Origin of the sequence: Brevundimonas sp. (genome assembly GCF_004210735.1) — a bacterium.
In the GTDB taxonomy this organism is placed as follows: Bacteria; Pseudomonadota; Alphaproteobacteria; order Caulobacterales; family Caulobacteraceae; genus Brevundimonas.
This window is the reverse complement of record NZ_SDZL01000032.1, coordinates 1-12,785: the sequence shown is the minus strand read 5'-3', so window position 1 is coordinate 12,785 and position 12,785 is coordinate 1. Positions and strand designations below refer to the sequence as shown.

At 67.4% G+C, this 12,785-nt stretch carries 15 protein-coding genes and 2 tRNA genes; 12 read left to right on the top strand and 5 right to left on the bottom strand.

Annotated elements, in window-relative coordinates; genetic code table 11:
• Window positions 1–45: 45 nt before the first annotated feature.
• Window positions 46–852, top strand: coding sequence for an undecaprenyl-diphosphate phosphatase (locus tag EON91_RS08770; RefSeq protein ID WP_292093550.1), 807 nt, complete (start codon window positions 46–48; stop codon window positions 850–852).
• 7 nt (window positions 853–859) lie between these two features.
• Here the strand turns inward: EON91_RS08770 and EON91_RS08765 are convergent, their stop codons facing one another.
• Window positions 860–1,831, bottom strand: coding sequence for a complex I NDUFA9 subunit family protein (locus EON91_RS08765; RefSeq protein WP_292093547.1), 972 nt, complete (start codon window positions 1,829–1,831; stop codon window positions 860–862).
• A 159-nt stretch (window positions 1,832–1,990) separates the two neighbouring features.
• On the opposite strand from EON91_RS08765, the gene EON91_RS08760 reads away from it, so the two are divergent.
• The 8 genes from EON91_RS08760 (at window position 1,991) to EON91_RS08725 (ending at window position 7,647) form a co-directional block, all read left to right on the top strand.
• Window positions 1,991–2,077, top strand: a tRNA-Leu gene (locus EON91_RS08760).
• Window positions 2,078–2,154: 77 nt separating this feature from the next.
• Window positions 2,155–2,769: a ribonuclease D gene (locus EON91_RS08755; RefSeq protein ID WP_292093545.1), complete on the top strand. Its 615-nt coding sequence runs from the start codon at window positions 2,155–2,157 to the stop codon at window positions 2,767–2,769.
• An 8-nt stretch (window positions 2,770–2,777) separates the two neighbouring features.
• Window positions 2,778–3,443 carry an LPS export ABC transporter periplasmic protein LptC gene (lptC, locus tag EON91_RS08750; RefSeq protein ID WP_292093543.1) on the top strand — a complete coding sequence of 222 codons (666 nt, stop codon included), beginning with the start codon at window positions 2,778–2,780 and terminating at the stop codon, window positions 3,441–3,443.
• A 4-nt stretch (window positions 3,444–3,447) separates the two neighbouring features.
• Window positions 3,448–3,939: an LptA/OstA family protein gene (locus EON91_RS08745; RefSeq protein ID WP_292093541.1), complete on the top strand. Its 492-nt coding sequence runs from the start codon at window positions 3,448–3,450 to the stop codon at window positions 3,937–3,939.
• A 36-nt stretch (window positions 3,940–3,975) separates the two neighbouring features.
• Window positions 3,976–4,737 (top strand): LPS export ABC transporter ATP-binding protein, encoded by a 762-nt coding sequence (lptB, locus tag EON91_RS08740; protein ID WP_292093600.1) that lies wholly within the window; start codon window positions 3,976–3,978, stop codon window positions 4,735–4,737.
• Between the two features lie 111 nt (window positions 4,738–4,848).
• On the top strand, window positions 4,849–6,372 hold the full coding sequence (gene rpoN / locus EON91_RS08735; RefSeq protein WP_292093539.1) for an RNA polymerase factor sigma-54: 1,524 nt from the start codon (window positions 4,849–4,851) through the stop codon (window positions 6,370–6,372).
• 86 nt (window positions 6,373–6,458) lie between these two features.
• Window positions 6,459–7,109 carry a ribosome-associated translation inhibitor RaiA gene (raiA, locus tag EON91_RS08730; RefSeq protein ID WP_292093537.1) on the top strand — a complete coding sequence of 217 codons (651 nt, stop codon included), beginning with the start codon at window positions 6,459–6,461 and terminating at the stop codon, window positions 7,107–7,109.
• Between the two features lie 73 nt (window positions 7,110–7,182).
• Window positions 7,183–7,647, top strand: a complete 465-nt coding sequence (locus tag EON91_RS08725; protein WP_292093535.1) for a PTS sugar transporter subunit IIA — start codon at window positions 7,183–7,185, stop codon at window positions 7,645–7,647.
• Between the two features lie 34 nt (window positions 7,648–7,681).
• On the opposite strand, the gene EON91_RS08720 is transcribed toward EON91_RS08725, so the two are convergent.
• The 4 genes from EON91_RS08720 to EON91_RS08705 all read right to left on the bottom strand — a co-directional run bounded on the left by EON91_RS08720 (window position 7,682) and on the right by EON91_RS08705 (window position 9,267).
• Window positions 7,682–7,936: a DUF1150 domain-containing protein gene (locus EON91_RS08720; protein ID WP_292093533.1), complete on the bottom strand. Its 255-nt coding sequence runs from the start codon at window positions 7,934–7,936 to the stop codon at window positions 7,682–7,684.
• 85 nt (window positions 7,937–8,021) lie between these two features.
• Window positions 8,022–8,441, bottom strand: coding sequence for an Hsp20 family protein (locus EON91_RS08715; RefSeq protein WP_292093530.1), 420 nt, complete (start codon window positions 8,439–8,441; stop codon window positions 8,022–8,024).
• Between the two features lie 170 nt (window positions 8,442–8,611).
• Window positions 8,612–8,687: transfer RNA gene (locus tag EON91_RS08710), tRNA-Ala, on the bottom strand.
• A 121-nt stretch (window positions 8,688–8,808) separates the two neighbouring features.
• Window positions 8,809–9,267 carry a TIGR02300 family protein gene (locus EON91_RS08705; RefSeq protein WP_292093528.1) on the bottom strand — a complete coding sequence of 153 codons (459 nt, stop codon included), beginning with the start codon at window positions 9,265–9,267 and terminating at the stop codon, window positions 8,809–8,811.
• Between the two features lie 141 nt (window positions 9,268–9,408).
• Here EON91_RS08705 and aroA point away from each other — a divergent pair, with 141 nt between their 5' ends.
• The 3 genes from aroA to EON91_RS08690 all read left to right on the top strand — a co-directional run.
• Window positions 9,409–10,722, top strand: coding sequence for a 3-phosphoshikimate 1-carboxyvinyltransferase (gene aroA / locus EON91_RS08700; protein ID WP_292093598.1), 1,314 nt, complete (start codon window positions 9,409–9,411; stop codon window positions 10,720–10,722).
• Window positions 10,719–11,369 carry a (d)CMP kinase gene (gene cmk / locus EON91_RS08695; protein WP_292093526.1) on the top strand — a complete coding sequence of 217 codons (651 nt, stop codon included), beginning with the start codon at window positions 10,719–10,721 and terminating at the stop codon, window positions 11,367–11,369. The genes aroA and cmk overlap by 4 nt, the downstream gene beginning before the upstream one ends.
• 166 nt (window positions 11,370–11,535) lie before the next feature.
• The coding region (locus tag EON91_RS08690) for a 30S ribosomal protein S1 (protein WP_292093524.1) at window positions 11,536–12,785 on the top strand (1,250 nt) is incomplete at its 3' end.

The window sequence follows — 12,785 nt, the reverse complement described above, 5'->3', positions numbered from 1 at the left end:
GGGCGCCGCCACGGGGGCGAGGACACGCGCCCGCACGGAGGTGTCATGGCGCACTGGCTTGCGGCGATCATCCTCGGCCTGGTCGAGGGACTGACCGAGTTCATCCCGGTGTCCTCGACCGGTCACATCCTGCTGCTGGGCCATTTCCTGGGCTTCGAGAGCAGCGGCAAAACGTTCGAGATCGTCATCCAGCTGGGCGCCCTGCTGGCCATCATCAGCATCTATGTCCAGAAGCTGTGGCGCCTGGCGACGCGGTGGCCTTTCGATCCCGAGGCGCGGCGGTTCGTGATCGGCCTGGCGGTGGCCTTCCTGCCGGCGGCGGTGATCGGCTTTTTCGCCTACGGCTTCATCAAGACCGTGTTGTTCGAGACGCCGGTGGTGATCTGCGTCGCCCTGATCGTCGGCGGGCTGCTGCTGCTGTGGCTGGACCGGATGAAGAAGGTCCCGGCCTATCTGGACGCGGACGCCTATCCGATGCGGGTCTATTTCCTGATCGGCCTGTTCCAGTGCCTGGCCATGATCCCCGGCGTTTCGCGTTCCGGCGCGACCATCGCCGGCGGCCTGCTGCTGGGCACGGACAAGCGCTCGGCGGCCGAGTTCAGCTTCTTCCTGGCCTTGCCGACCATGGGGGCGGCGGTCGCCTATGACCTGTTCAAGAACCGCGACGTGCTGGATTTCAGCGACATCGGCCTGATCGCCATCGGCTTCGTTACGGCCTTCCTGGCCGCGCTGGCGGTGGTGCGGCTGCTGCTGGACTTCGTCAGCCGGCGCGGCTTCGCGCCGTTCGCCTGGTGGCGGATCGTTGTGGGCGTGGCCGGTCTGATCGGTCTGGCCGCGACGGGCGGCCTCTGACGCGGATCTAGGTGGCGGGGCGATCGGCGAACTGGCCGCCCTTGCGATAGCGCCACAGATAGGACGGAGCGATCGCCTCCAGACCCGTCGGCTGGATACCCAGCGCGGCCAGGCCCTCAGCGTCCGGCGACACGACGTTGTCGCTCTGCAGCATCAGCACCTGGTCGCGGGTCAGCTGCGGCGTGATGCCGACAAAGGCGGTCAGCTGCGCTACCGCGCCCATCAGCCGGGCGACCGGGAACGGGATCGGCAGCAGGGCGCGCGGACGGTTCGTCTCACGGCCGATCAGCTTCAGGATGTCCTCGAACGCCCAGACCGACGGCCCGCCCAGCTCGAAGGTACGGCCCGCCGCATCCACGCGCGCCACGGCGCGGGCGATGGCCTCGGCCACGTCGCCGACATAGACCGGCTGGAATTTCGTCTGCCCGCCGCCGATCAGCGGCAGCGCCGGGGCGAAACCGGACAGGGTCGCGAACTTGTTCAGGAAATTATCGCCGGGCCCGAAGATGATCGAGGGGCGGATGATGACGGCGTCGGGACGGACCGCGCGCACGGCGACCTCGGCCTCGGCCTTGGTGCGCCCGTATTCGGCCTTGCTGGCCGCATCGGCGCCCAGGGCCGACATCTGGACCAGGCGGGTCACGCCGGCGACGACGCTGGCCTCGGCGATGATGCGCGAGCCCTCGACATGCAGCGCCTTGAACTTTCGCGACGGCCCCTCGGCCAAGATGCCCACCAGATTGACCACGGCGTCCGCGCCGCGCAGCGCCCTGGCCACGGCGGCCGGGTCGGTGATGTCGCAACGGACGGACTGGATCTGGCCGACATGCCCCTGGGTCATCAGCGCATGGGCGCGGCCGGGACGGCGCACGGCCACGCGGATGCGCCAGCCTTGCTGGGCCAGGGCGCGCACGACCTGCGAACCCACAAAGCCGGAGCCCCCGAAAACGGTGACCAGACCCGGAGTGAACTCAGCCATGACGCGCTCCCGAACAGATTGTTCGCCACAGGCCGACGTGGCCTGACGGGCGGGGGATAGACGATGCGTTTCGGCGTCGCAATGAAATCGAGCGAAAAGCCTGTTGACCCGTCCCGAACCGCCCCCTATAGACCCGCTCCTCCGAGGGGAAACCCCCGGGCCCAGATGGCGGAATTGGTAGACGCGCTGGCTTCAGGTGCCAGTGGCTTAACGGCCGTGGAGGTTCGAGTCCTCTTCTGGGCACCATATTTTCGAACGGCGCCGTGTCCTGACGACACGGCGCCGTTCGTCTATGGTCGCACGAGTTGAGCAGCCGAGGGCCGATGACCGTTTACCTGCACGAGGGCGATCTGCCCGCCGATCTGGACCTGGGACCCGAGGTCGCCGTCGATTCCGAAACCATGGGCCTGCGCTTCCGTCGCGACCCCCTGTGCGTGGTCCAACTGTCGGCCGGAAACGGCGACGCCCACGTGGTGCGGTTGAATCGCCCGGCCTATGACTGTCCGAACCTGAAGCGGCTGATGGCGGATCAGGCGGTGCTCAAGATCTTCCATTTCGGCCGGTTCGACATCGGCATGTTCCAGCTGCACCTGGGCGTCGAGACGCGGCCGGTCTATTGCACCAAGATCGCGTCCAAGCTGGCCCGCACCTATACGGATCGTCACGGGCTCAAGGACGTGGCCCGCGAACTGGCCGGGATCGACATGTCCAAGGCGCAGCAGAGCTCGGACTGGGGTGCGCAGACCCTGACCCAGGCGCAACTGGACTACGCCGCCTCGGACGTGCTGCACCTGCATGTCATCAAGGCCCGGCTGGACGAAATGCTGGCCCGCGAGGGCCGCACCGAACTGGCCCGCGCCTGTTTCGACTTCCTGCCCACCCGCTCGCGTCTCGACCTTGAAGGCTGGGACGAGATCGACATCTTCGCCCACGCCTGAGAGCGCCGATGAGCCAGCTGGACCCGGCCGGAGAAGACCGCAAGCGCGCCGACGAGGCGCGGGTCGCGGCGGCGGGCGAACGCTGGCGCGCGCGCTCGCGCCGGGTGCGCTTGCTGCGCCGGGTCCTGCCCATCCTGATCCTGCTGATCGCCGGTGGGACCCTGACCTGGACCGTATTCCGCACCGTCATGTCGGGCGTCGAACGCAAGGCCAGCGAGAGCGGCGAGATCCGGCTGGAAAACGCCCGTTTCCGGGGGCAGGACGCCCAGGGCCGCGCCTTCATCGTCGGGGCTAAGGGCGCGGTGCGCGATCCCCAGACCGGGCGCTTCCGCCTGGTCGGGCCGGCGGTCCGGCTGAACCTGGGCGGCCGCAAGGTGACCGAGATCACCGCCGACGGCGGCACCTATGACGACGTGAAGAAGACGGTGCTGATCGGCCCGAACGTGCGGATTTCGGACGGCGGCTCGGGCTTCACCCTGACCACGCCCGAGGCCGTCGTGGACACGAACACCGGCGTCGTGACAGGGTCAAAGGGCGTTCAGGGGCGCGGCCCCCTTGGAACCATCAACGCATCGTCCTATGCGATCTATGATCAGGGCCAGCGGATCGTCTTCAACGGTTCGGGCGACAACAAGGTGCGGGGCGTCATAAACTCCGCGCGATCAGGTGACTGAAGCCATGGCGACCAGACCTCTTCTGCTTATCGCGGCCACCGCCGCCCTCTCGCTGGCGGCGCCGTCGTTCGCCCAGCAGGCCGCCGGCGGCCAGGCCGTGATGTTCGGCGCCGACCTGTTCGAATACATCACCGACGGCTTCTCGCTGAAGGGCCGGGCCGAGGTGCTGCAGGGCGACAACCGCCTGCGCGCCAACGCCATCACCGGCCACACCACCAACAACGAACTGACCCGGGTCGAGGCGTCGGGCGACGTCTATTTCGTCACCCCCGACCAGACGATCCACGGCCAGAGCGCGGTCTACACCCTGACCACCGACACGGTGGTGGTGACCGGCAACGTCATCCTGACCCAGGGCAAGAACGTCATGACCGGCTCGCGCCTGACCTACAACACCCGCACCCAGGCGGCGCGGATGGAAGGGTCGCCGCGCGGCGCCGCCGGTAATCGCGTCCAGGGCGTCTTCTATCCTTCGGGCGGCGGAAACCCGGGCTGATATCGCGTGGCGCGCAAGGAACTCTCGGCTCTCAATCTGGATGAACCGGCGGCGGATACCGTACCGGTCGCCGACGCGCGCGAGACGGGCCTGCGCGTCCGCAACATCGCCCGCGCCTTCGGCGCCCGTCAGGTCGTGCGCGACGTCTCGCTGACCGTCCAGCGGGGCGAGGTCTGCGGCCTGCTGGGCCCCAACGGAGCGGGCAAGACGACCTGCTTCTACATGATCACCGGCCTGATCCCCGCTGACAGCGGCTCGATCTGGCTGGACGGGGAGGACATCACCGGCCAGCCGATGTACCAGCGCGCGCGCATGGGCCTGGGCTATCTGGCGCAGGAGGCCTCGATCTTCCGCGGCATGACGGTCGAGCAGAACGTCCGCTCGGTCGTCGAGCTGCACCATCAGGGAGCCGCCATATCCGAGGAGACCGCCCGTCTGTTGGAAGAACTGCGTATCGACCACCTGCGTCAGGCGCCTGCCGCAGGCCTGTCAGGGGGTGAGCGCCGCCGGGTCGAGATCGCGCGCGCCCTGGCCGGTCGTCCGTCCTTCATGCTGCTGGACGAGCCCTTCGCCGGCATCGACCCGCTGGCCATCGCCGACATCCGCCACGTCATCCGTTATCTGGCCGGGCGCGGCATCGGCGTGCTGATCACCGACCACAATGTCCGCGAGACGCTGGAGATCATCGACCGCGCCTCGATCATCTCGGCCGGTTCGGTGCTGTTCGAGGGCTCGTCGGAAGAAGTCATCAACGACCCCGAGGTCCGCCGCGTCTATCTGGGCGAGATGTACGGCTGAGGCTGGCGGCCCTCTGACGGTTTAGAACCCCGTTAACCGGTTCGGCCACAAGGTGGCCGAAGCAAGTTTTGGGCCAGTTGGCTCATTAGCGGCTGTCGGGGCGCGAAAAGGGTGATCGGTCAGAGACTGGAGATCCGGCAGGGGCAGGGGCTGGTCATCACGCCCCAGCTGCAGCAAGCGATCAAGCTGCTGCAACTGTCGAACCTCGAGGTCGAGGCCTTCGTCGAGGCCGAGCTGGAACGCAATCCGCTGCTGCAGCGTGAAGAAGGCGAACCGGGCGAAGAGGCTGCCGACCGTTCCACCGACGACGGTACCCCGGGCGAAGCAGCTTCTGACGGGGAAATGCGCTTTGACGAAGGGCGCGTCGCCGACGCCGAACGCAATATGGACGCCGGTCAGGACGACCTGTACGGCGACGCCGCGCCGGGCGAACGCTCCAACGATCGCGCCACGGCCGAAGACGCCCAGCCCGGCCTGTCCGATTGGTCCCGCGTCGGCGCGGGTGGCGGCATGGGCGAGGATCGCGACGGCGACCGCCCCGAACGCCAGCAACTGACCCTGTCCGAGCATCTGCAAGCCCAGGCCTCGTCCGCGGGGTTCAGCGGCCCGGATCACGCGATCGCCCTGACCCTGATCGATGCGGTGGACGAGGGCGGCTATCTGCGCGGCGAACTGGCCGAACTGGCCGACCGCCTGGGCTGCGATCTGGAGCGGATCGAGGCGGTGCTGGCGAAATGCCAGGGGTTCGAGCCGACCGGGGTCATGGCCCGCAGCGTGCCTGAATGCCTGAAGCTGCAGCTGATCGAGCGTAACCGCTTCGACCCGGCCATGGGCGCCCTGCTGGACAATCTGGACCTGTTGGCGAAACGCGACCTGTCCGGCCTGCGCAAGGCCTGCGGCGTGGACGCCGAGGACCTGTCCGAAATGATCGCCGAGCTGAAGGCCCTGACGCCGCGCCCCGGCGCCGGCTTCGGCGGCGAGGTGGCCCAGACCGTCATCCCGGACGTGCATGTGCGGCCCGACCCGGCCGGCGGCTGGCGGGTCGAGCTGAACTCGGACACCCTGCCGCGCCTGCTGGTGGACAAGCGCTATCACGGCGTGGTCTCGGCCGGCGCCCGCTCGGACACGGAAAAGGCCTTCGTCGCCGAGTGCGCGGCCCAGGCCAACTGGCTGGTCAAGTCGCTGGACCAGCGCGCCCGCACCATCCTGAAGGTCGCGTCCGAGATCGTGCGCCAGCAGGACGCCTTCCTGGCCTTCGGCGTCGAGTTCCTGCGTCCCCTGAACCTGAAGACCGTCGCTGATGCCATCGGCATGCACGAATCGACGGTCAGCCGCGTCACCTCGAACAAATACGTCGCCACGCCGCGTGGCGTGTTCGAGCTGAAATTCTTCTTCACCGCCGCCATCCAGTCATCCGACGGCGGGGCCCTGCACTCGGCCGAGGCCGTCCGTCACCGGATCAAGTCGATGATCGACGGCGAAGGCGCCGACGGCGACGTGCTGAGCGACGACCGCATCGTCGAGATCCTGAAGGAGGCGGGCATCGACATCGCCCGTCGCACCGTAGCCAAATACCGTGAGGCGCTGCGCATTCCCTCCTCGGTCGAGCGCCGCCGCATGCTCAAGGTCGGCTGATGACCCTGCGACCAATCGCGCAAGCGTGACCGTAGATTTCATCGTTCTACGTTGACACCAAACCCGGACGGTCGCGTTCTATCGACATGCAAGTCCAAGTGAGCGGCAAGCAAGTGGATGTCGGCGAAGCGTTAGGCTCGCGCATCTCCCAGGAACTCGAAGACGGGATCGGAAAATATTTCGAACGCGGCGGCCAGGACGCCGAAGTCGTGGTGTCGAAGGACGGCTATGGCTTTCGGGTGGATTGTTGGGTGAGGCTGGCTTCAGGCCAGACCATCGTCACCACCGGGCACGGTGGTGACGCGCACGGCGCCTTTTCGGAATCGCTGGACAGGCTGGAAAAGCGCGTCCGTCGCTACAAGCGTCGGCTGAAAGACCACCACGCCGGACCGCGCGGTCTGTCACCGGAAAAGGCCGAGATCGCGGCCGCCGAGGTGGCGCGCAGCATCGTCCTGCGTAATCCCGATACGGTCGAGGATGACGCCTTCGGAGACGCCGGGGCGCCAGACGAACCGCCGCCCACCGGCATGGTGATCGCCGAGACGGGGGTCGAGATTCGCACCCTGACCGTCGGTCGCGCCGTGATGGAGCTGGACATGACCGGTTACCCGGTTGTGCTGTTCCGCAACGCCGGTCACGGCGGCCTTTCGGTGGTCTATCGTCGCCCCGATGGCAACGTCGGCTGGGTGGATCCGGAACGCACCCTGATCAAGGCGGACAGCGCGTCGGTATCCTGACGCTTTCATATTCGGAGCGGAGCGTCTAAACGGCGCCCGCCCATCCGTTTTGACGGGTTCGATCGAGGGTTCGATGGACATCGGAGATTTGCTCACGTCGGACGGCATCGTCCTGCGGAGTGGGGCGTCATCCAAGCGCCAGGCGTTGCACGTGGTGGCCGAGGCCGCTGCTCAGGCGCTGGAGCTGGACGAGGCACGCGTGATGGAGGCCTTGCTGGAACGCGAGGCGTTGGGCGCGACTGGGTTGGGATCTGGCGTAGCAGTTCCGCACGCCCGTATTCCGGGTCTGGACAAGGTCGTCGGGGTCTTTGTGCGGCTGGATCACCCTGTCGCCTATGGCGCGGTCGACGACCGTCCGGTGGACCTGCTGTTTGCCCTGTTCGCTCCGCCGCGTGACGGGGCCGAGCATCTGCGCGCCCTGGCCGCGGTCTCGCGCGCCCTGCGCTCGCCCCAGCTGCGCGAACAGGTGCGCCAGGCGCGCACCGTTGACGCCATCCGCGCCCTGTTTGTCAGTCAGGCGCCCGCGACCGCGGCTTGATGGCAGCGGCCGCTCGGCGGCTTTGATTTCGACATCAGTGAACCGACACCGGTTCCAGTTCGTGAGCCATGGCGGTGGCGAAGGCGGTTTCGCGGTCGATCATGACGGCCAGACGCTCGCCATCGGCGCTGTGCACCGCATACAGGGTCTGTTCGGGGTCGATCTCCAGCCCCTGGGCGTCTTCCACGGAGGCGTCGGCCATCACGTCCGACGCCTTGATCTGGCGCACATAGACGAGGTCCGGGGCGCCCAGGTCGGCGAGGTCTTGCTTGGTCATGTTCGGCGTCATTCGACCGCCTCCTTACTCTTGACTAACGCTCGCGTGGGCGAGCGGTTCGGTTGCCCTTCCAGCGTGACCTTTCACGAGCGCGGCATCAGCCCGCGCTGATCGGGATCCGGCGCGCCGCAGGGATGTCCCTGGGGCGCAGCAGGTCGACGTGGAGCAGGCCGTGCTCCAGCCGGGCCTCATTAACTTCCAGCCCGTCCGCCAGGACAAAGCTGCGCACGAAGCCGCGCGCCGCGATGCCGCGATGCAGGAAGGCCTGCTCGCCCTTGCCGGCGTCGTCGCGCTTGCCCGCGATGGTCAGCTGGCGCCCTTCAAGGGTGATGGCCAGTTCGTCGGGCGAGAAGCCCGCCACGGCCAGGGTGATACGCACGGCGGCCTCGCCGCGCTGTTCGACATTATAGGGGGGATAGGATTCCGCGGCCGCCTTGGCGGCGCGATCGATCAGCGCGCGCGTATGATCGAAACCGAGCAGGAAGGGGCTGTCGAACAAAATGGTTCGCGTCGTCATCGGGCCAGTCCTCGAGAGGCAAGCGACTGTGGCGCCGGTCTGCATCCCCCGTCATCGGCAGGACGCCCGGCAACCCCCTAGATGGGTTGCGGCGGCGCAGGATTCAACAGCGGGAAAACAGGGGGCCAGATAGGCCGAAGGCCCCGCGGGATGTCCCGCGAGGCCTTCGATGGTGGAGCTTAGCGGAGTCGAACCGCTGACCTCTTGCATGCCATGCAAGCGCTCTACCAACTGAGCTAAAGCCCCGAACCCTGAGGGTCGGTCCGCCGAGGGTTTCTTGCGATACCCCCGGCGAGGCGGCGGAACCTATGTCAGGGCTTTTGGGTAAGCAAGCCCGGTTCCGACATTTTTTTCGACCCTCGGAAAATCAGTCCTCGTCCTTGGCGGGCTTGGCGATTTCGTCGTCGAACGAGTCATCATCCTCGTCCTCGATGAAGGGCACGGAATCGTCGTCGTCGTCGTCCAGGACGTCGTCGTCGTCGCCGTCCGTCGAACCCATGCCGGGCTCTTCCGAGGCGTCGGCGGGGGTGTCGTCATCGTCGTCCGGCGTCAGGATCGGCTCATGGCCTTCCTCGTCGATTTCGGGCGTCGACACTTCGGCGTCTTCGTCCTCGTCATCGCCTTCCGGCTTGGCCTTGACCTGATCCTCGACCTCGTCGTCCTGATAGCCGGCCGGACGGCCACGGACGCGGCGGCTTTTCAGCGCCTCTTCCGGGTCGAAATCGGTCGCGCATTTCGGGCAATGGGCGGGACGGCGGTTCAGGTCGTAGAATTTCGCCTGACAGTTTGGGCAGACCTGCTTGGCGCCCAGTTCGGGATTGGCCACGGGAGGAGACCTTCGGCGAGGGTTTGAAAACGGGCGGCTCCCTTGCCACTGTGAGGGGCCGCTGTCAAAAGCTGTCTTTCGCGCGCCGGTTCCGCAAGAGCCATTCGCGGCCCCTCATTCCCTCAAAACCGGAGCCGTCCGCTGACTTCCGCCACATTGACCGCCCGACCCGCGACCGCCCTGAAGGGCGTGGTGCGCGCGCCCGGCGACAAGTCGATGTCGCATCGGTCGCTCATCCTGGGCGGTATGGCGACGGGCGAAACCCTGATCGAGGGCTTGCTGGAAGGCGACGACATCCTGGCCACCGCCCGCGCGGTCGCGGCGTTCGGCGCCGAGGTCCGGCGGCTGGACGACGGCCGCTGGCGTGTGACGGGACAGGGCGGTTTCACCAGCCCCGCGTCCGTCATCGACTGCGGCAATGCAGGCACGGGCGTGCGGCTGCTGATGGGCGCCGCGGCGGGTTACGATCTGAGCGCGACCTTCGACGGCGACGCCTCGTTGCGGAAGCGGCCGATGAAGCGCGTCACCGGGCCGCTGGCCGACATGGGCGCGCGCTTCGACTGGAACGCGGCCGAGGACCGGCTGCCCGTCACCCTGCACGGCGGCGGCCTGCGCGGCATCGACTATGTCCAGACGGTCGCCTCGGCCCAGATCAAGTCCGCCATCCTGCTGGCCGGGCTGAACGCCACGGGCGACACCGTCGTGGTCGAACCGGAAAAGAGCCGGGATCACACGGAGCGGATGCTGCGCGCCTTCGGGGCGACGGTGGACGTGACCGAGGAAGGCGCGGGCTGGCGCATTCGCCTGAAGGGGGGGCAGGCGCTGACGGGAACCGTCGTGGCCGTGCCGGGCGACCCGTCGTCGGCGGCCTTCCCGCTGGCGGCCGCCCTGATCGTTCCGGGATCGGAGGTGACGGTTCAGGGTGTCATGCTGAATCCGCAGCGCACCGGCCTGTTCGACACCTGGATCGAGATGGGCGCCGATCTGACCATCACCAACCGTCGCGTCAGCGGGGGCGAGGATGTGGGCGACATCACCGCCCGTCATTCGGCCCTCAAGGGCGTGGTCGTGCCTGAGGATCGCGCCGCCTCGATGATCGACGAATATCCGATCCTGGCCGCCGTCGCTGCCTTCGCCGAAGGACAGACGGTGATGCGCGGCATCGGCGAGATGCGGGTCAAGGAAAGCGACCGCATCGCCCTGATGGTCGCCGGCCTGCGCGCCTGCGGCGTGGTGGTGGAAGAGGAGCCCGAGGGCTTCATCGTCACCGGGGGGGGCGTGCAGGGCGGGGCGACCATCGCCACGGCGCACGATCACCGCATCGCCATGAGCCATCTGATCCTGGGCCTGGCCGCCGAACAGTCGGTCTCGGTTCTGGATCCCGAGATGATCGCCACCAGCTTCCCCGCCTTTGTCGACCTGATGAACGGCCTCGGCGCAGAGATCGGCGCGTGAGCGGCTCTCTCGTCATCGCCGTCGACGGCCCTGCCGCCTCGGGCAAGGGGACGATCGCCGCCCGGCTGGCCCGCACCTATGGCCTGCCGCATCTGGATACGGGCCTGCTGTACCGCGCCGTCGGGGTGGCGGTTCTGCAGGCAGGGGCGTCGCTGGACGATGCGGCGGCGGCCGAGCGCGCGGCGCTGGCGCTGGACGCATCAAGCCTGTCGGACGATGCGCGCCTGACCACGGGCGAGGCGGGCGAGGCGGCCAGCCGGATCGCCGGCTATCCCGGCGTGCGCGCGGCGCTGCTGAAGCTGCAACAGGATTTCGCCGCCCGGCCGGGCGGCGCCGTGCTGGATGGCCGCGACATCGGCACGGTGATCGCCCCGAACGCCGTCGCCAAACTGTTCATCACCGCCACGGCTGAGGTCCGCGCCACACGCCGATGGAAGCAGTTGACCGCGCGGGGCGACGTCATCGCCTTCGACGACATGCTGGCCGACATCCGTCGCCGGGACGAACGGGACGCCGGGCGCGGTTCCGCCCCCATGGTCCAGGCCGCCGACGCGGTCTTGCTGGACACGACCGATATGGATATAGAGGCGGCCTTCGATGCGGCCCGCCGTATCGTCGATGCGGCGCGCGTCCGACACGACCTGTAAGGGTCGCAGGGCAAATCCAACGCTCCCATCCTCGATCTCCGCGGGCGATCTGGCTTTTATCTTTCGACGGCCTCGCGTCCCGACGACCTGACTCTTCCTTTTTCATCCACCGCGTGCGGGATCGTTCGATCACGCGCCTTAACCTATCCAGAAACCCAAGAGCTTCATGACAGACACCCTCTCCCCCTCGCGCGACGATTTCGCCGCACTGCTGGACGAACAGCTTCAGGGCCGTGACCTCGGCGAAGGCCAGGTCGTTCACGGCCGCGTCGTCGGCATCGAGAAAGACATCATCATCGTCGACGTCGGTCTGAAGACCGAAGGTCGCATCGCGGCCCGCGAATTCGGCATCGGCGAAGGCGCCGTGATCCCGAAGGTCGGCGACAACGTCGAAGTCTATCTCGAGCGCGTGGAAAACGCCCTGGGTGAAGCGGTCATCAGCCGCGACAAGGCTCGCCGCGAAGAAGCCTGGACCCGTCTGGAAGTCGTCTTCGCCGATGGCCAGCCGGTCAACGGCGCCATCGTCGGCCGCGTCAAGGGCGGCTTCACCGTCGACCTGGGCGGCGCCTCGGCCTTCCTGCCGGGCTCGCAGGTGGACATCCGTCCTGTGCGCGACGTCGGCCCGCTGATGGGCAAGGAACAGCCGTTCCAGATCCTGAAGATGGACCGCCCGCGCGGCAACATCGTCGTCTCGCGTCGCGCCATCCTGGAAGAAGCCCGCGCCGAACAGCGCACCGAGCTGGTCGGCCAGCTGCAAGAGGGCGAAGTCCGCGAAGGCGTCGTCAAGAACATCACCGACTACGGTGCGTTCGTCGACCTGGGCGGCATCGACGGCCTGCTGCACGTCACCGACATGTCGTGGAAGCGCGTTTCGCACCCGTCGCAAGTCCTGGCAGTCGGCGACACCGTCAAGGTGCAGATCGTCAAGATCAACCCGGACACCCAACGTATCTCGCTGGGCATGAAGCAACTGCAGTCGGACCCCTGGGACGGCGTGGAAGCCAAATATCCGGTCGGCGCCAAGTACACGGGCCGCATCACCAACATCACCGACTACGGCGCCTTCGTGGAGCTGGAAGCCGGCGTCGAGGGTCTGGTGCACGTCTCGGAAATGTCCTGGACCAAGAAGAACGTCCATCCGGGCAAGATCGTCTCAACCTCGCAGGAAGTCGACGTGGTCGTGCTGGACGTCGATTCGTCCAAGCGCCGCATCTCGCTGGGCCTGAAGCAGGCTCAGAACAATCCGTGGGACGCCTTCCTGGAAACCCACCCGATCGGCTCGACCGTCGAGGGCGAAGTCAAGAACGCCACCGAGTTCGGCCTGTTCATCGGCCTGGACAACGACATCGACGGCATGGTGCACCTGTCCGACCTCGACTGGTCGGTGTCGGGTGAAGAAGCCATCCAACGCTACCG

Coding starts and splice junctions, on each gene's coding strand:
- EON91_RS08770 (WP_292093550.1), top strand. CDS start 46: ATGGCGCACTGGCTTGCGGCGATCATCCTCGGCCTGGTCGAGGGACTG.
- EON91_RS08765 (WP_292093547.1), bottom strand. CDS start 1,831: ATGGCTGAGTTCACTCCGGGTCTGGTCACCGTTTTCGGGGGCTCCGGC.
- EON91_RS08755 (WP_292093545.1), top strand. CDS start 2,155: ATGACCGTTTACCTGCACGAGGGCGATCTGCCCGCCGATCTGGACCTG.
- lptC (WP_292093543.1), top strand. CDS start 2,778: ATGAGCCAGCTGGACCCGGCCGGAGAAGACCGCAAGCGCGCCGACGAG.
- EON91_RS08745 (WP_292093541.1), top strand. CDS start 3,448: ATGGCGACCAGACCTCTTCTGCTTATCGCGGCCACCGCCGCCCTCTCG.
- raiA (WP_292093537.1), top strand. CDS start 6,459: ATGCAAGTCCAAGTGAGCGGCAAGCAAGTGGATGTCGGCGAAGCGTTA.
- EON91_RS08725 (WP_292093535.1), top strand. CDS start 7,183: ATGGACATCGGAGATTTGCTCACGTCGGACGGCATCGTCCTGCGGAGT.
- EON91_RS08720 (WP_292093533.1), bottom strand. CDS start 7,936: ATGACGCCGAACATGACCAAGCAAGACCTCGCCGACCTGGGCGCCCCG.
- EON91_RS08715 (WP_292093530.1), bottom strand. CDS start 8,441: ATGACGACGCGAACCATTTTGTTCGACAGCCCCTTCCTGCTCGGTTTC.